We start from the raw sequence: 17,209 nt of genomic DNA, 5'->3' as shown, positions 1-17,209 counted from the left end.
TAAGCTATCCTCTTATTGCTCTCTTAAGTTGTGCATTTTTTGTCGAAATTTCTGCATAAAAATAGAAAAAACATACTTCTTGCACCCTTTTTTTTTAAAAAGATAGGGAAAAATTGCTTTATCAAGCTGAAAAAAAATACCCGACTTCAAAAATAGCTCTTTAATATCACTATATTCTGGACTATCTAAACGCTGAAATAAGGCATCATACAGCTTATGTTGAGGAGAGCGTAATGAATAACTATTTACACTCATTCTAAATGCAGTTAACGCCTTTGGGATGTAACATACCCCATAACGAAATGCTATTGCAAGGCATAAAAACCAATCACATAACGACTTCAAGTCTTCCTTTAATAGGCCACACTCTACTATGCATGATTTTCTTAAGACTGAACCATTACCAGGTATCCAAAAATTATATTTTTTGATTAAATTCACAACTTCATTAACCGTAAAAACACAAGGTTCTTTTACATTCAAAATGCTTGCTTTTACATGTTCCTTACTTTCTCCATCATAAAAATAACAAAAGTTTGTTGTACAGAGACCCGCATTTGGAAATTGATTCAAAAGATCGGTTGATTCCTGAAAAAAACCAGGAAGAACTTTATCGTCAGCCGCTCCAAGAGCAATGTACTCACCTACTGATTCTTTGATTCCTCTGTTGAGAGCAGTAACTGGACCTTGATTTTTTTCATGAACGATTAATTTAATCTGCGAATACTTACTCTGATATTCCTTGATTATCTCTATACTATTATCAGAAGAGGCATCATCAACAACTACAATTTCCATTGAGTCTACTGACTGCCTTAAAACACTGTCTAATGCCTCTGGAAGATAATGTCCATGGTTATAATTTGGTAAAATATAAGAAATAGCTACCACGATATCTCATCCAAAATGAATTAATGCTCTTGCAGCTTTCCTGTCTTCAACCATCTGAATTGCCTCGTTAAGCTCTTCAAGAGGAACATCATGTGTAATCATTTCTGATAAATTCATCTTTCTCTTCATAAAAAGATCCAAAAATAAGGGGATGTCTCTATCAGGGTCCACACCACCACCCCAACTACCTATCATTTTTTTTCCTTTAATAAAATCAAAAGGATCACATTCTATACATGTTCCAAAAGGTACGTTTCCAGCAAGCACACATACACCACCTTTATCTTTTACAGCTTTAAAAGCCACTTCCATTACATTTTTATATCCAGCGGACTCTACTGCATAATCTAAACCAACATTTTTTGTAATTTTAGAAATCTCATCTAAAACATTTTCTTTTCCAGCATTAATTGTATGTGTAGCACCCATTTTTTTTGCTATTAACAACTTATCATCTTCCATGTCTACAGCAATAATGATTTCGGCTTCCTTTGCATATGCAGCAAGAACAGCACTTAACCCTATCCCACCCACTCCAAAAATAGCTACAGTAGAACCTTTTTGTAATCTTAAATCATTAAAAATGATACCTGCACCCGTTGGAATTGCACATCCAAACAATGCAGCCTCTCTTAAAGAAAAATCTTTAGGGATGGGCACTAAGCGATTTTCAGAGATAATAGAATAATCCATAAAGGTGCTAATAGCGCCAGAATTAACTTGCATATTCTTATGTTTATAAACCACAGATCTCTCTTCTAAACCACTTCCCTTTATCCACGTTGTAACAACATGATCTCCAGGCTTTACTTTAGAAACTCCTTCTCCTACTTCCATAACAACTGCTGACCCCTCATGGCCAAGAGTGTGTGGAAGATAGTTGTCTTTTCCTTTAAATCCTTTAATTTCATTAATTTGAGTTCTACAAATACCACTAAAGGCCATTTTTACTAATACTTGCCCTCTCTTTAAAGCAGGAAATTCAAGATCTATAAACTCTAGAGGAGAATGTAATTCCACTAATACAGCAGCTAATGATTGCATATATAAAACTCGCGTTACTTATTTTTCTTCTTACAGCCAACCACAATAAGATACTCTGCAAGCGGTAAAAACCCAGCATGTACAACTTCGTCATTTGCAGCGAACATAAATACAAACTCAAAATGCTCTTTCATCTCTTTTTCAAGCCTTTCTGGAGAATAAATATTCACATAGCCTTTTTTAGATGTTTCAGATACAAATTGTTGACTGATAAGGCTAGGTGTGCCAATCACTGCAAGTCCATCCTCTTTTAATGAGGAAGTGATCTTCTTAAAAAACTTAGAAACATTCTCTAAAAGCACATTTTCAATGAAACCAAAGCTGATCACCGCATCCCAAAGCTCTTGAGTACTTTTTTGCAAAACATTTTGAACTTCAAACTCTACATTCGAAGAGGTAAAATTCCCTCTTGCAGCCTCAATTGCAACTTCGTTAACATCTATACCTTTAGCAAAGCCGCACTCTTTACCAATAACAACCGTTCCAAGCCCTTCGTCACAGCCTATATCTAAAACTTTTTTTCCCACTCCTATTAACTTAGCCGCGAACTTATAATAAGAAAGAAAATTCAACATTTTTCTTGGCTCTCTATAAAAGCAATGAGATACATTCTCTCCAAAAATAATTGGAGGCTCATTCTTCATTTGTTCAGCTACAGAAGCCCAATTTGATTTCGTCTCTTGCATAACTATTAAGCCTCCCTATTAGCTTGCTCATATTTTTTTACTGATGCTGTCACAGGTGACAGACACAGCGTTTCGTAATAATCTGGACGCGCACTCAGATCCACTGGAGCTAGCGCATTTAAAACACGCATATCTGAGCTCCATCTTGTAATATCACCTCTATTTTCAACACTTCCATGTACTGTAGCCAGACTAAAAAGCAGTGCCTGGCCCATTTTTAATGGAACTGCTTGCATCTGTTCTTCTATTGCAGGGTCCATAAGCTTTGGAGCATATAAGAAGCCCAACTGATGCTTAGCAGATCCCTTAGTCACTTGCTTATCTTCATTTTCTACTTTAAATGTTGGAAAAAGAGACTCAGAGAAATAATGTGATTTTGACATAACTTTCAAGCTACTTTCTGCTTTTAAATCAACAAAAGGTACAAGCACAGATACTTCATAAGGAGATCCTCCATAAAATGTATCCCGATGATATCCTATATTATCTTGTTTTTTAAATGGGCGAGTCATTCTAAGATAAGGATTTGCTTGAATCAGTAAATCCCTTCCTAAAAGCTCTTTGAAAAACTGCTTCTGACCTTTTAGGATTTCTCTTGCATACTTCTGTTCTCGAAAAAACTGAGTCATTTTTACTTGTATATCGGTATGAAAAGCATCTTGCTCTGCTATATTATGATATTCTTCAAGAGGCACATTCTTTTGTAACAAAGCATTTAATTGCCCCTGCAGCCCCTCTCTTGCCTCAATTACAGGCAATGGGTTCAGAAGATCCAGAACGATCCAACCATTTTCTAAAAAATGATCTAACAAATGATCCATAAAAAATCCTGTATTACTTTTTATAACAACATACACACACAATGTAATGTGACATTGCAGCAAAACCAGTATGGACAATTTCATCATTCATGCCAAATGGAAAGACATAATGAAAATATTTCTTTAAAACATTTGCAAGCCTCTCTTGTGAATACATATTCACATGTCCAAGTTGGCTATACTCTGAAGCATAGGGAACCGAAGTAATATTAGGAGTGCCAATCACGCAAATTCCCTTTTCTGATAAGTTATTTACCACCGTGTCAAAATAAATTGTTTCAAACTCAGGTAAAATATGCTCCACTACATCTAAACTCACAACGCCGTCAAAAGCCCCATATTTTCTACCCATAAAATCATCAAAAATAAACTTATATTTAGGTTCTTGAAAATTCGTTTTTGCCGTATCAATAGCTGGTTTATCAAGATCGACTCCTGTGTAATGTTCAGCATGTTCAGCTAGTATTGGAGCACCAATCCCCTCGCTACAACCCAGTTCCAGAACGGACATTCCTTTGCAAGCCATTTTAGCAGCGAATTTATAGCGTGATAAAACAAAGGCAAGCCTTTTTGGATCGTTTCTAAAGTTAAATGACCAATGATTTCCAAAAGAAGCTATTTGTTTTGAAACATCCCCTTCAGATATACTACACTTCATCTCTTCCTCATTTAAATCATTTTGCTCTATAAGTTTCATAATATATGTCCTCTTCTATCTAAATCGCGTTGTAAGCGCATATTTCTTTAAGCTTTCAATACAACTACTAAGTGGGGTAAGCTGCATTCCTGTGTATGTATAAAACCTATTACAATTCATATTCGTACGCTTTGGTAATTTATAAGGTCTTTTCAAATCACTTAAAGAGATCTCTTCAACAAGTTTTTCATCTATCAATAAAGTCTTAGCAATTGTTTTTGCCAAATCTAAACGACTCCAAACTTCCTTACCACATAAATTAAAAAGACCTTTAGCACTCAAAGCCTGCAAACAAATAACTGCGTCTACTACGTCTTGAATATAAATAGGGCTAAAAATTTGGTCATAGGCTGCCTTAACAGGCTCATTTCTTATAAGGGGTGAGACAATTTGATCAACAAGCGTTCCATCACCTAGTTCCAATCCAAAAACTTTGCTGCATCTTAATAACAAATAATTATCTCCGCAGATCTTGCGAATGCCTCTTTCCATTTCCTCTTTTTGCCTTCCATATTCATTAACAGGGCACGTTGCAGACTCTTCAGTGTATTCTCCAGTAACCCCATCAAAAACATAATCCGAAGAAAATAAAATAGGTTGGATATTCAAAGCAACCAGCTGCTTAACTAGCTCTAGTACTCCTTCTACATTCCTACGAAAAGGCATATTTTTTTCTTCTTCGCATAAAGCAAGCTTTGTATTTGCTGCAGCAATAAAGGCATGCGTATATTCCCCAGAAGTAAGCTCTAACCTACTTAAGTTAGGACGCAGCAAATCAATGCACAACCTTGGATTTAATGACTTATAATGCGTGCCAAGAGTACCAGGATAAAAAACTTGATAGGCCTTCAGCATTTGCTTTCCAAGAAAACTCTCTGCCCCTATTACCAATGTTTTTCCGGGTAAACTAAAATTTTTGCCAGTCATTTTAATCTATATTTCCATATTCATTCAACAGATCGCTCTTATCCATTAAAAATGAAACAGATCCATGCTTTTTTAACCACTCAACTAAATAATACGTTTCTTGTGGGACACAACGCATGTCGTAAGAAATTTTCTGTACCAATGCCCATATAAGGTCCTCTTCAGGGCATAGCCGCAGAATATCAAGGCAATCCAAAAATCCTTGCATATCTAATTTTTGATCCAAAGCTACCCAAAAATTACTTCTCAACGCTTCTCTACTAAAAGCGTCAGGATTCCTCTCTGCTATTATCTCTGCAAAAGTACTTCCCACACTAAAAGGAGGGCAAAATGGTACTTTTGTTGTTTTTAATAAACTGACCCACTGATTAGAGAGGCGTGGCGCATAAGTATTTGCAGAATGAGAGGGTTTTCTTGTAAATTCCAATCCAAAATAATTTAAGGAATAGAAGTATTTGGCCTTAGATTGATCTAACCATTGCATCCAGTAATCAATCCATTCTTGAGTCATCTCCTGCATAGATCCAGTATTTGTAACCAAATCTATAGGAATCGATTGTAATAATTTTTCCTTGCCCACAGGGCATAACAGTATAACTTTATATAACTTACTCAAATGAGTTAGCTCTTCAGGGGCTACATCATCAATATGTAAAACTACAACTTTTTCATCATGTATAAAATTAGCCTTTAAAAAGACTTCTGCAAAAAACAGACACTCTGGAAAATCTAGCAATATATACATATCAGAAGCGCAAATAGGATTTAGTGTCCATAATCGAGCTATCGCACCATATCCGCTACCAATTTCACAAATTGTTTTAGGATTTTTAATGTAACTTAGGCACTGAAGGATGTATCTATAGTGATAGTAAAAGACAATATTAACAGGGCGTCCATTGTAGTAACATAAAGAATCTGAGCATGAATAACACGAGTCACTCATTAGCTCAATACTCTTCGCAAAATGTGGAAACTCTGCCATCAAAGTATTTTCATAAGCCGTAATTTCTTCTATTGAGGGTTTTCTTCGGTGATCAAAAGCTATTCTAGTTTGTGCGTACCCAACAATATCTTCTACTGAATGTAAATTTAAAATATCACTCCTCATCCTAGACAAAAACTCATCCCACGTAATGCTGCTGGATTTTGATACATCGCCTCTTAAGTATCCTTCAAGGTGCTTATTGGCTTCAGAAATGATGGTTTTTTCATCTTCTTTCGTCAAGGTACGCTCAAAAGAAAGACAAGAAAAGGTAAAACTCATCCAAACAAAAAAACTCAAAATACCTAGTAAATTATTCTTAATCATGATTATGCCTCTAATTGCTGTAACAGTATGGTTAGCTCTCCAGAAATACGTAATTCTTGACCATGATTTGGAGTTCCCTTATGAACTAATTTATCATGAAAAAGGATGCAGCAATCTTGAAACTTATCCAATGGGCATACAAATTTATAACTATTTTGTTTCAACCACTCCTCTTGAATATCGGGCTTAATTCCATTCTTTGTACTAATGTAATCAATGGGAACATCTTCCAAATGGCTACCTGGTATAACATGCAAGCTATTTTGAGAATTACATCCAAGAAGTGGAACCCATATTTTCCAGCGCTCCTTATACTCAAAAGGAACAATGGGCTCTGCTTTAGTACCCTTTGCCAATTCCCAAAATTGATAATCACAATGCGGTGCACCTATATCAGCCTTTCTAGGGCGCACGCACCTCCAAAAAACATCATAAGAGTATCTATTCAATTTAGCATTCTGTGTATATTCATCCTCAGATACAAAGTTCACCCCCGCACGAGAGCCTCCCAAAAAAGAAGCTAAACCTTCCACCCAGGCAATGGCTTTTTTTGTAACTTGTTCTGGAAACATTCTTTGGGGCTTACTGTAGCGCTTTACAAATTCTTCATCCGACAACATCGTCACCAGATCCGTTAAAGAGGTCTCATGATCCATGACCTCTTCTTTATCATGCACAGAGCCCTGAACAAAGGATTTTATATGAGAGACCATACTTGTTGATAATTCATCAGGAAATGGGATGATCATAAATCCATTGCGTTGCATCTCTTCATTTTCTTTAATGCTTATACTCACGCTTTGTTCCATTCTTTTTCTCCTCTTAACTGTACCGAAACTGACTTGCCGTAAGATAAGACTCACAAGGCAATCCTTTTATGTAATACAAATCCATGTGCCCAGGATTTAATAAGTTCTTAAATTCTCTTTGTTTTTCTGTAAGTTTTAACCAATCTTGTTTTGGATTAGTTACAGATGGCAAAAATTCATCAACAGCCGCAATAAGTTCCTCTTCTTGCATTTCTACATATTCAACATCTTCAAGAAAAGCATGATGGCCTAAGTCAAAAAAGACTGGACTTTTTAGCATTTCTTGCCAAGATAAAAAACGTCCTGTTGAAATTTCTCTGATAAACTTTGGATAGTACCTCAGCCTTAAATTACCCGTCATTGAGCAAAGCTCTGTATAGTTTAAACCCAACATAGGGATATTACAAACGGTACCAAAATTTTCTGGGCCTGACTTTGAACTAATAAAAAACGCGCAGTTAGCAAATAGAGCAAAATCATTCTGGACACAGCAGTAAGAACTTTTTGAGTAATCAATAAATTTATCTCTTGGTTCAAACATGGGCTGCTCTTTTCTTCCCTGTAGCACGACCCAGTACCCTTTTTCAATAAGATAATCAATTACGGTATTATATCTTTCTGGATAACACGTTCCTTTATTTGTAAGAACACTCTTGCAAATGTTATCAAAATAGTTATTACGACTTATGTTTAAAACTACATAAGGAACAGAAATACATAAATTTTTCTGCAACAATTCAAAATTACAATCTGCCCTAAGATGCGGTTTATCTAAGGGACCTTGATAGTATAAATTCAAGAAATCAGCATAACGATCAATGCGATAATCAAGAAACTTTCTTGCTTTCAAATACGCATCTGTAAACTTTCTTCCTATTTCTTCAACTTTTTTTAAATCTTCATCAAAAAATTTGATGTAATTAGTAGCTGGGAATACTAGGTATTCGCGCATTGATCTCTCAAAAATATAAAGCGCATTTGGTCTTTCTGCACATAACTGAGCGTATACTCTATTCAAAGTCCTCATCTGAACATTTGATGTGCCAAAAAGAAAAACCAGCAACTTTAAAAAAGTGCGATTAAAACAGATAATGGTAGTCTCTGGAGTCATGTTCGCAACAAGCTGTAAAACCCTATCAAACTCTGTTGTCAAAACAAACAGGCAAGTATTAACCTTTCGGTAGTTATGCCAACAGTAGACATAGTGAATTAAAGTCATGAGACAACCAAAATCTTGTCTTGTTGCAAGAAAGACCTGAGATGTTTCTGGAATTTTTTCCAACCTAGAAGAATAATATCGATAAATCCATGGAAATATAAAAAAATTTACGACTCTATAAAAATAGCGAAACAACCGTGCAGGCCTTCTAAGAACAAACTTTACACTTTTTTTAGCAATATCTTTAAACGACATTTGCTTAAATGCTGTCGGATTCTTTGCTACCATTTAATCCTCTTGGAATAGATGTCTATGCTTATTTAAAAAATACTCGCTATATCGAGACATCGCATAGGAAATAGGTGCATCATAGTCCAATGCCTTCATTCCTTTCTGTAATGCCGTCTGAGAAACAGTCCTATCTTTTAACTCAATTACTTCTTTAAGACCAGCCAAAACTTCATCAGAAGATGCATTTCTAGCCACATAATCTCGATAAGGAAAGGTTTCTGAGCCTATATCTGGAAGTGACTTATAAAGTGCATGCTGCTCTTGAAATGTCAAAAATTGCCCCGTCTTCTTAGATACTAAAGCAGGCACGCACACACTATTCTGTGCACACGTTGGCGTGCCTATATGCCAAAAATTTAAGTACAAAGATGGGGTATTTTGTCGATCAGCAAGATTCACAACACCCGACGCACAAACTATCGCAATATTTGCCATACCAAAAAGAAGAAGATCATTTTTAAAAGAGGCAATATTTGATTCAGCATAATTCAATATGTTAAACTGCAAAAACGCCTCTGGCATTTTTTCCCTACCTACTAAGACCAATTGATAACCCAATCCTTGTAGGTATACCAAAGATTCCATATACGTTTTGCAATCTAAAGGCTCTGCTATTGAATTTCTAAGAACATCTTTAATATGGATAAGAGCAAGTAAACTCCCTTTTTTTCCTAAAAACTTAAGTAACTCATCAGCATTTGCATTTCTATGCTCTCTTAATGGATAATAACCAAGACTTGCCTGTTGTCTTTTGTAATTATCTCTCTGGATAAGAAGCCATTCTGCTTTAGATATTTCGTATAAATGCGTACAACGCTTTTGCAGAAAAAATTTTAAATCCTCTCTCAATTGATATTTCAAACGTGATAAACCAACATCTATAGTTATTTCTCTGTAGCGCATAAGCATCGGCAATATAAGATCATATACCCACGTGCTACTCAGTGCCAAAGTAAACTTATGATGGTACAACTGCATACAAGTTCTTATCAAAGGATCATTCGATTTTATCCACACATAACGTTTATTTTCATCGATTTCTTTTAAGTACCGCATTAAAAAGAAATTATCTAGTTCTAATGAAGTATGACCTGCTCCACTTTCAATGTTAACAACAAAACAAACGTCTAAATATTTACATAATTTGTAAAGAGGCCAATAAAGTATAAAAATATATCTAGCAACTACAGGAGCCACTCTTCCTTCATAAGCAAATTGTATTCTTTTTATTACTCCAGTCCATAATTTAGCCATTCCCTCTTTGGAAAACTTTATTTTTTGTAATTGCTCTAATAAACTCTCCAAAATAATAACCGCCTAATGCCTATTGTCACTAGGATGTGACTGCATCTTCCAGAGATAAGCATACTTTCCATTTTTCTGAAGCAGGCTCATGTGTGTGCCTTGCTCTACAATAAATCCTTTATCCAACACCAAAATTTGATCTGCTTTCACAATAGTAGAAAGCCTGTGAGCCACCACAATTATAGTTCTATCCTCACGAGATTTTTCTACTGCTTCTTGAATCAAGCTTTCTGAATGGCTATCAAGGTTACTTGTAGCCTCATCTAACACTAAAACTTCTGGCCTTCGTAAAAAAGCTCTTGCAAGTGCAATACGTTGTCTTTCTCCACCAGAAAGTCTATACCCTCTTTCGCCTACAACAGTATGATAACCAGAGGATAGCCTTGAAATAAACTCATGAGCACCTGCCATCTTTGCAGCATTTACTATTTGCTCTTCAGAAACATCCTGGCAACCAAAACAAATATTCTCTTCAATCGATTCATTAAAAATGAATGTATCTTGACTTACAACGCCCAAGGCATCTCTCCAGCTTCCTATACTGTACTGCGTTAAATCTCTTCCATCTATAAAAATTTCCCCTGAAGTTGGCTCGTAAAGCCTTAACAACAAATCAACTATGGATGATTTACCAGCACCCGAACTTCCAACTAACGCCAACACAGATCCTTTTGGAACTGAAAATGTAAGATCTCTTACAGCAAATTCATGATGCTTTGAATAATTAAGAGATATATGTCTAAATTCAATCATTTGAAATAACCCTGGGAATGGATCTCCCTGAATAGGCGCAAACTCTTTGTCATCATCACTTAAAATCTCTTGCAGACGCAAAATGCCTCCCATCTGAAAGGCTATTGCACCAAAACCCACCATTAGGGCTTGCATCCTTGATGCAAGCCTATAAGTTACTGTAATAAATGTAAGTAAAAGAGGAAGCACAAAAGAAGGCTCTCCATCTAGTAAAAACGGGCCAATAATAAGACATGTACCCACAAGACTAATACCAATAAGTTCGTTAAGGGGCATAATAGATGAATTTAATAAATTCAATTTTCTATTAGCACCCACCATTTCCAAAATAGTATTGTGTATTTTATCTTCTACATTCCTTTGGCGATTAAATGTAAAAATCGTTCTTATCCCATTTAAACTTTGTATTGTATGCTTGCTAAATTCAACAAGATGCTCAGTTAATTTTCTTGAAGCTACAGTAATTTTTTTCACTATTCGCTTCTGCACTACCCCCAAAATAATAAATAAAGTGAGCACAACAATCGTTAAAGATAGCGAAATCATAGACATCACAAAAACAAGTGCTATAATAGTCAATAAAGAAACCAGAAACTGGTTAAATGAGCTCATCACACTCACAATTCTAGAGGGTGTATTAGCATATTCTACAAGGTCACCCACCTTGTATGTGCTAATACAGGGAAAACTAAGTCTTAAAATTTGATGATAAATTCTGTGCTGTGCTTCACTTTCAATAGATGTACTTAAGAATGTTGTATACACTTGTCCCCAAGCAGCAAAACCACTACGTAATGCCTGCATAACTACTGCAAGAACAATAAACAAAGTAAATAACCCCTGAGACGACATACTTTGAATAAATTGTTCAAAAAAAGAATTAGACAGAAATGGATAAATCTTTAAATTTAAAGGGCTTCCACCAAGCACTGCAAGAGCTATCAACATTAAAGCAAAAGATATCCCCTCTAGAAATGCAGATAAAAAATTTGTCAGGATAACCCCCAACAACAGTAGGAAATTCTTTTTGCCTCCTGCAAAAAACATCTCCCATAGCACATAACCATTCTTATTTTTTTGCTTAAAAGCAATCTTATTTTTTTGCTTAAAAGCAATCTTATTTTTTTGCTTAAAAGCAAGGTGAGCCAAAATGCCGCACATAAATTAAAAACCGAAATACTTAGCTATTAACTTAAGAGCCAAATTGCGCCCTAAAAAACGCACTGCTAATGTTGCCTTCATGGCGTTTGACCCTACAACATAACAAAATTTAGGTCTTCTTGATTTCAAAGCCTTAACAATAACAGCTGCAACTTCTTTGGGTGGCATTCCATGTGAGCTATCAATGCTTTTAACAACTCGTTTATACCCCTCATCAACAACCCGGTTTCCAGTTGGCTGATAATCATTCCCTTTTTCATTAAAGCCTGTGTTAACATTTCCTGGATGAATAATAGAAACTTTTATTTTACGATAAGCTAATTCCACAGCTAAAGCCTCATAAAACGCCTCAAGACCTGCCTTTGACGCCGAATAAAGAGATTCCATGGGAACTGTAAGCCCAGCTGCAATAGAACTTACTCCAATAATATGAGCATCTTTTTGCATGAGTGGAAGCATACTTTTTACAAATTTAATATGTCCAACTAGGTTTACATTCAAGACACGATCAATCATCGAATCTGTTAAATACTCAACAGGGCAGGCAGAGTGGATAGCAGCAGTTACAATTAAAGTATCCAGCTTGCCATATACTTTTTCTATCTCCTGAACCGTCTGCTGAATGGAAACAGGGTCGGAAATATCTAATTTAAGCGTTTCAAACTTACTTACATTTTTAGCCTTCAACAATGTTTTTACTTCCTTTAGACGCATAAGATCACAGTCTGCAGCAATAACAAAATCATTGGATTGATCAAGAAGTGATGAAACAACTGCCCTACCAATGCCACTTGCAGCACCTACCACTAATGTTTTAGTTGTATCTCCTTCTTTATTCACACAAGCACCTCTTTATTCACACAAATAGAAGCATCCTTTTATACGCCCTCATATTAAAAAATTCTACTTAAAACTTTGCTTGTAAATTCTTTGCCCTATCGCTATACTCTTAAGGGCTGCAAGGACCATAACATGTTTTCTGATTACTTTATAGATCTGATTAAGTCGACAAGTTACCTAGGACTATTCCTCATCATATTTGCAGAGTCGGGCTTATTGATTGGTTTCTTTTTACCAGGAGATAGCTTGCTATTTACTGCAGGCTTTTTGGCCGCGCAAGATTTTTTAAGCTTACCTGTGTTAGTCATAACCTGTTTTATTGCAGCGATCATAGGTGATGGCGTTGGATATGCGTGTGGCATACGTTTTGGGAAGAAACTCTTTTGCAAAAAAGACTCTTTTCTTTTCCATAAAAACAACTTACTTAAAGCTCAAGCATTTTACGAAAAACATGGTGGAAAGGCAATTATACTTGCACGCTTTGTACCCATTATTCGAACATTTGCACCTATCATTGCAGGCATTGGAACAATGCCCTACAAGAAGTTTTTGATATATAATATCGTTGGAGGCATACTCTGGGCAATGGGACTGCCTATTACAGGCTATTATTTGGGTAAAGTCATACCTAATATCGACCATTACCTACTACCTATCATTATTGCTATCATACTTATTTCCTTGTCTCCTGCATTATTCCATGCTTTAAAAGACAAAGAAACTCGCAACGCCCTAATTGCATTCATCTTACGAAATAAAACAAAACCAGCCAACACTCTAGATGACTAACTAAAGAGAGTCTTTTTGTAATAGAGAATTGCCACACCTTCGAAGTTTGTACAAATGAGGATCCAACTCTAAACTTTCTTCTAGCTTGCGAGTACCCCAAAGGTCATATACGACACTAAAATTTCTTCCACATACTCCAAGAGAAGATGTCGTAATTAGCCAATTACAGCACTGGATGACATCTTCCATGGGAGTACACTCCTTGCTATTTAGCTTATCTTTCGTTTGTTGCTGATTCTTACCAGCAAGCATGCCAGCCTGTAGTGTTGCCTCATGTATCTTTGTTTTAACCCAACCAGGACCCACTATTGTAAAGCGCGTATCTGGCATTTCGGCATCCAATAACTCACACATCTTTATAAGTGCAATTTTGGATAATGTATAGCTTGTATAATTCAGCACGGCACCATTGGTTCCTCCTCCTGCAAAAAACAAAACAGAGGGCTGTGGCAATTCTGTATTTTTATTTCTGTAGGGCAAGAGTCTATGAAGCATATGCAACTGAGCAAGCAAATTAACTTGTATGCCCTTTTCCCATTCATCAAAATCAAGAGACTCAAACAAACCCACTGGCTCTAAATTACCAGTCGCAAACACAAGAACGTCCCAAGAAGGACAGTGCTCTATCAACTTTGAGCTTGCATCAATTAATGAAGCTTTGGACGATAAATCACAAGCAACTAAATCTATTGCATGCCTTTGTTCAAGATCTTCTAACAAATGCGTCTTGGTACGATAAGTTCCGCATACTTTCCACCCCTTTTCATACCACTCCTTACACATTTCAGCTCCAATATCACTAGAGGCTGAAATAATAATTGCATTTATTTGCTTTGACGACATGTTTTTCCTTAATTTATATATACACAAACAAGTTCAAGAATTGGTTTGCGTATAATTTAAACCCAAAACTCAGGTTACTATTCACTTATTTTTATATCCATTAGAAAAAGTTACTTGAGCTAAATCAACTAGTCTGACAACATTTTCCCAATAGACTTCTTACGTACAACTAAATCTTCCCTGTAAAAAGGCATTTTATGACAACAACATCTATCCTCTCTGATATCCTGCAAACCCTTCCCTCTATTAAAGCTTTTCATGCAAGAACAACCAAACCCTATCAACTACTAGAAAAGATTACAAAGCCTGCAGTTGAACAAGTATTTCATGATAATTCTAGCGAAAAAAAGCCTTTTGAGCCATTTGGAAACCTAAGTTTGCCTTTCTTCAGTATGGGAGCTGTCAATACACTTGATCTATTTGGACTTGATGAACTCGTGATCTTTAGTTTTTACTGGATTAACCGCCACCGCTATAAAAAAGCTTTAGATATCGGTGCAAACATAGGGCTACACTCCATATTACTCTCAAAGTGCGGCTATAGCGTAGAATCGTTCGAGCCAGATCCCAAACACTTTGCTAAGTTACAAGAGATGCTTGCTCTCAATGATATAAACAATATTGTACTACACCAAGCAGCTGTCTCAATAAAAGATGGAACTGCTGAATTTGTTCGAGTAATTGGCAATACAACTTCAAGCCATTTAGCAGGATCTAAACAGCCCTATGGCGATCTTGAACGCTTTACAGTACCTGTATTTGATATTAAAAAACTTATTTCTTCAGCAGATCTAATTAAAATGGATGTAGAGAGTCATGAGGATCAGATTATTATGGCTACAACAAAAGATGACTGGAAAAATACAGATGCTTTTGTAGAAATAGGTACTGAAGAAAACGCCGAAAAAATTTATGCTCACTTAAGCAAACTACAGATCAACATGTTTGCACAAAAACTTGGCTGGGAAAAGGTCAAAAAATCCAGCGATATGCCTATATCTTACCGAGAAGGCTCTCTGTTCATTTCTTCTAAAAAAGAGATGCCTTGGGAATAGCGCATCATTTACGATGTGTACAAATCTACTTCACACTGTGCTAAGTGCATGCATTGAGACATAATCTTTGCAAGCTCCTCTTTGGGAAGCTTTGGATCTAAGTCTTCAAGACCTGCTCCAAACTTGAGCATGGGAACGATTTTTTGATTTTCAATCATCTCAACGTTACAAATAAAAAGTCCTGGAGTGTTCCAAATGGCATTAAAATTAGACAGCAAATCACTGTGATTCCTAATACAAAAATAGGGAATATGAAAACTTTCTGCCAATTTATGATAATCCGGAAAATAAAGGCCAGAAGCTTCGTCAACAGCAACATAATGAGAATTGAGCCATGTATCAATTGTCTGCTTTTGAATACCATGTCCCTTATTATCGAATATGAAAATTTTAATGGGCAAATTATGTCTACGAGCCGTTGCAAGCTCTTGCAAACACATCATGAGTCCGCCATCGCCAATAATACAAATGACATCTTCCTTCGTAGCAAAAGCAGCACCTACACTTGCTGGAAGAGAATACCCCATTGGAGTATGGTTCCAAGCAGAAAATATTCTTTGCCTTTTTTTAGTTTCAAACGCCTGCAGCGTCCAACTGACATTTGCTCCTGTATCAGCAATAATAATATCACCCTCTTTTGCCAAACCAGACATCTCCTTAATAAAAACATAAGGGTTCACGCGGTCTTTACGGTGATAATCATCAAGATTGCAAACAGGGTACTCTCGCATCCACTCATGGATAAGCTTCCTCCAAGAAGAAAACCTATCTTCAATATTCTCTATATAAAAACTTTCACATACTTTAAAAAACTTGCCAAGGTCTGAATGAATTTGCAAATCTAAAACAAATGTGTCTTTATCAAACTTCTTGAGCTCTTCCTCATCGACATCAATCATTATTTTTTTTGCACCAGGTGCAAATAAATTTTGCTTGCCCCCTGTTATCATTGGAGAAAGACGCGTGCCCATAGCTACAACAAGGTCCGCATTTTGTACAGCAAAATTACCAGCTCTTGGCCCACAAACACCAACTCCTCCCATATTGAGCTCATCATCAAAGGCAAGTAGATCAAAAGCACCCCACGTCAAAAGAACAGGTACTTTAAAATGCCTTAAAAAAACAGTTACAGCCTCTTCCACTTTGGCGCAATGCACTCCTGCTCCTATAACAAAAACAGGACGTTTAGAATCTGCTATCATCTGAAAAAGCTGTCTGACAATATCATTTGAAACAACTGGAAGTTCACTAGAGGGCATATAAGACACTAAGTTATCTGGATCGATATCCACTCTTTGAAGATCATCTGGAATATCTAACAGAACAGGACCTGGACGTCCCTCTTTTGCTATATAAACAGCTTTTTCAAGCTCATAGCGGATCGTTAAAGGATCTCTTATCAATTTGGCGTATTTTGTAATACTTGAAAAAATCGATACAACATCTGTTTCTTGAAACCCACGTTGGCGAAGCTTCTCACTTTTTTTAATTCGAAATGTTGAAACTTGCCCTGTAATACAAACCATAGGTATAGAATCTGTATAGGCATTGCATACGCTAGTTACAATATTTGTAGCTCCAGGGCCACTTGTCGTCATTGTAAGACCCAAATTTCCTGTAACACGCGCATACATATCAGCAGCAGCAGCACCATGTTCTTCATGTTGCACACACACAGGCATGATTTGATCATGCTTTGCAGTGGAGTCTACAAGATGAATAACTGCACCACCAGAGACTAAAAAGTTATGACTAATCCCCTGTTTTACAAAAAAATCTACAACATAATCAGCTAATTTCATAAATATAAATCCTGTGTACTAACC

The 17,209-nt window shown here is 36.3% G+C and carries 16 protein-coding genes; 2 read left to right on the top strand and 14 right to left on the bottom strand.

Features of this window, described 5'->3' with window-relative positions; genetic code table 11:
* Window positions 1–12: 12 nt before the first annotated feature.
* The 12 genes from P4L16_01810 to P4L16_01755 all read right to left on the bottom strand — a co-directional run bounded on the left by P4L16_01810 (window position 13) and on the right by P4L16_01755 (window position 12,696).
* Complete coding sequence (locus P4L16_01810; GenBank protein MDR3623856.1) at window positions 13–891, bottom strand: glycosyltransferase; 879 nt, start codon at window positions 889–891, stop codon at window positions 13–15.
* Window positions 892–897: 6 nt separating this feature from the next.
* Window positions 898–1,935: a zinc-binding dehydrogenase gene (locus P4L16_01805; GenBank protein ID MDR3623855.1), complete on the bottom strand. Its 1,038-nt coding sequence runs from the start codon at window positions 1,933–1,935 to the stop codon at window positions 898–900.
* 14 nt (window positions 1,936–1,949) lie between these two features.
* Window positions 1,950–2,621, bottom strand: a complete 672-nt coding sequence (locus P4L16_01800) for a class I SAM-dependent methyltransferase (protein MDR3623854.1) — start codon at window positions 2,619–2,621, stop codon at window positions 1,950–1,952.
* Between the two features lie 5 nt (window positions 2,622–2,626).
* Window positions 2,627–3,442: a phytanoyl-CoA dioxygenase family protein gene (locus tag P4L16_01795; protein MDR3623853.1), complete on the bottom strand. Its 816-nt coding sequence runs from the start codon at window positions 3,440–3,442 to the stop codon at window positions 2,627–2,629.
* Window positions 3,443–3,455: 13 nt separating this feature from the next.
* Window positions 3,456–4,139: a methyltransferase domain-containing protein gene (locus P4L16_01790; protein MDR3623852.1), complete on the bottom strand. Its 684-nt coding sequence runs from the start codon at window positions 4,137–4,139 to the stop codon at window positions 3,456–3,458.
* Between the two features lie 15 nt (window positions 4,140–4,154).
* Window positions 4,155–5,066, bottom strand: a complete 912-nt coding sequence (locus P4L16_01785) for a sugar nucleotide-binding protein (GenBank protein ID MDR3623851.1) — start codon at window positions 5,064–5,066, stop codon at window positions 4,155–4,157.
* A gap of 1 nt (window position 5,067) precedes the next feature.
* On the bottom strand, window positions 5,068–6,378 hold the full coding sequence (locus P4L16_01780; GenBank protein MDR3623850.1) for a putative sugar O-methyltransferase: 1,311 nt from the start codon (window positions 6,376–6,378) through the stop codon (window positions 5,068–5,070).
* Window positions 6,379–6,380: 2 nt separating this feature from the next.
* Window positions 6,381–7,187: a phytanoyl-CoA dioxygenase family protein gene (locus tag P4L16_01775; protein ID MDR3623849.1), complete on the bottom strand. Its 807-nt coding sequence runs from the start codon at window positions 7,185–7,187 to the stop codon at window positions 6,381–6,383.
* A gap of 13 nt (window positions 7,188–7,200) precedes the next feature.
* Window positions 7,201–8,634, bottom strand: a complete 1,434-nt coding sequence (locus P4L16_01770) for a TIGR04372 family glycosyltransferase (protein MDR3623848.1) — start codon at window positions 8,632–8,634, stop codon at window positions 7,201–7,203.
* Window positions 8,635–9,891 carry a TIGR04372 family glycosyltransferase gene (locus P4L16_01765; protein MDR3623847.1) on the bottom strand — a complete coding sequence of 419 codons (1,257 nt, stop codon included), beginning with the start codon at window positions 9,889–9,891 and terminating at the stop codon, window positions 8,635–8,637. It abuts the gene before it with no gap.
* 63 nt (window positions 9,892–9,954) lie between these two features.
* A complete protein-coding gene (locus tag P4L16_01760) occupies window positions 9,955–11,856 on the bottom strand; it encodes an ABC transporter ATP-binding protein (protein MDR3623846.1) in 1,902 nt (633 codons plus the stop codon).
* Window positions 11,857–11,859: 3 nt separating this feature from the next.
* The gene (locus P4L16_01755) at window positions 11,860–12,696 is read right to left on the bottom strand and encodes an SDR family NAD(P)-dependent oxidoreductase (GenBank protein ID MDR3623845.1); all 837 of its coding nucleotides are present in this window, start codon (window positions 12,694–12,696) and stop codon (window positions 11,860–11,862) included.
* A gap of 132 nt (window positions 12,697–12,828) precedes the next feature.
* Between P4L16_01755 and P4L16_01750 the strand changes: the two genes are divergently transcribed.
* Window positions 12,829–13,485: a VTT domain-containing protein gene (locus P4L16_01750; GenBank protein MDR3623844.1), complete on the top strand. Its 657-nt coding sequence runs from the start codon at window positions 12,829–12,831 to the stop codon at window positions 13,483–13,485.
* Here P4L16_01750 and P4L16_01745 read toward each other — a convergent pair whose 3' ends face one another.
* Window positions 13,486–14,328, bottom strand: coding sequence for an SDR family NAD(P)-dependent oxidoreductase (locus P4L16_01745; protein MDR3623843.1), 843 nt, complete (start codon window positions 14,326–14,328; stop codon window positions 13,486–13,488).
* A gap of 197 nt (window positions 14,329–14,525) precedes the next feature.
* Between P4L16_01745 and P4L16_01740 the strand changes: the two genes are divergently transcribed.
* A complete protein-coding gene (locus P4L16_01740) occupies window positions 14,526–15,383 on the top strand; it encodes an FkbM family methyltransferase (GenBank protein MDR3623842.1) in 858 nt (285 codons plus the stop codon).
* Window positions 15,384–15,391: 8 nt separating this feature from the next.
* Here P4L16_01740 and P4L16_01735 read toward each other — a convergent pair whose 3' ends face one another.
* Window positions 15,392–17,185 carry a thiamine pyrophosphate-binding protein gene (locus P4L16_01735; protein ID MDR3623841.1) on the bottom strand — a complete coding sequence of 598 codons (1,794 nt, stop codon included), beginning with the start codon at window positions 17,183–17,185 and terminating at the stop codon, window positions 15,392–15,394.
* Window positions 17,186–17,209 lie beyond the last annotated feature (24 nt).

Source organism: Chlamydiales bacterium, assembly GCA_031292375.1.
Classification (GTDB): domain Bacteria; phylum Chlamydiota; class Chlamydiia; order Chlamydiales; family VFKH01; genus JARLHF01.
The sequence above is the reverse complement of the archived record's forward strand: the minus strand, read 5'-3'. Positions and strand labels throughout refer to the sequence as shown.

Excerpts from the sequence above, each read along its gene's own strand:
- P4L16_01805 (MDR3623855.1), bottom strand. The coding sequence starts at position 1,935 with ATGCAATCATTAGCTGCTGTATTAGTGGAATTACATTCTCCTCTAGAG.
- P4L16_01800 (MDR3623854.1), bottom strand. The coding sequence starts at position 2,621 with ATGCAAGAGACGAAATCAAATTGGGCTTCTGTAGCTGAACAAATGAAG.
- P4L16_01795 (MDR3623853.1), bottom strand. The coding sequence starts at position 3,442 with ATGGATCATTTGTTAGATCATTTTTTAGAAAATGGTTGGATCGTTCTG.
- P4L16_01790 (MDR3623852.1), bottom strand. The coding sequence starts at position 4,139 with ATGAAACTTATAGAGCAAAATGATTTAAATGAGGAAGAGATGAAGTGT.
- P4L16_01785 (MDR3623851.1), bottom strand. The coding sequence starts at position 5,066 with ATGACTGGCAAAAATTTTAGTTTACCCGGAAAAACATTGGTAATAGGG.
- P4L16_01780 (MDR3623850.1), bottom strand. The coding sequence starts at position 6,378 with ATGATTAAGAATAATTTACTAGGTATTTTGAGTTTTTTTGTTTGGATG.
- P4L16_01775 (MDR3623849.1), bottom strand. The coding sequence starts at position 7,187 with ATGGAACAAAGCGTGAGTATAAGCATTAAAGAAAATGAAGAGATGCAA.
- P4L16_01770 (MDR3623848.1), bottom strand. The coding sequence starts at position 8,634 with ATGGTAGCAAAGAATCCGACAGCATTTAAGCAAATGTCGTTTAAAGAT.
- P4L16_01765 (MDR3623847.1), bottom strand. The coding sequence starts at position 9,891 with ATGGCTAAATTATGGACTGGAGTAATAAAAAGAATACAATTTGCTTAT.
- P4L16_01760 (MDR3623846.1), bottom strand. The coding sequence starts at position 11,856 with ATGTGCGGCATTTTGGCTCACCTTGCTTTTAAGCAAAAAAATAAGATT.
- P4L16_01750 (MDR3623844.1), top strand. The coding sequence starts at position 12,829 with ATGTTTTCTGATTACTTTATAGATCTGATTAAGTCGACAAGTTACCTA.
- P4L16_01745 (MDR3623843.1), bottom strand. The coding sequence starts at position 14,328 with ATGTCGTCAAAGCAAATAAATGCAATTATTATTTCAGCCTCTAGTGAT.
- P4L16_01740 (MDR3623842.1), top strand. The coding sequence starts at position 14,526 with ATGACAACAACATCTATCCTCTCTGATATCCTGCAAACCCTTCCCTCT.
- P4L16_01735 (MDR3623841.1), bottom strand. The coding sequence starts at position 17,185 with ATGAAATTAGCTGATTATGTTGTAGATTTTTTTGTAAAACAGGGGATT.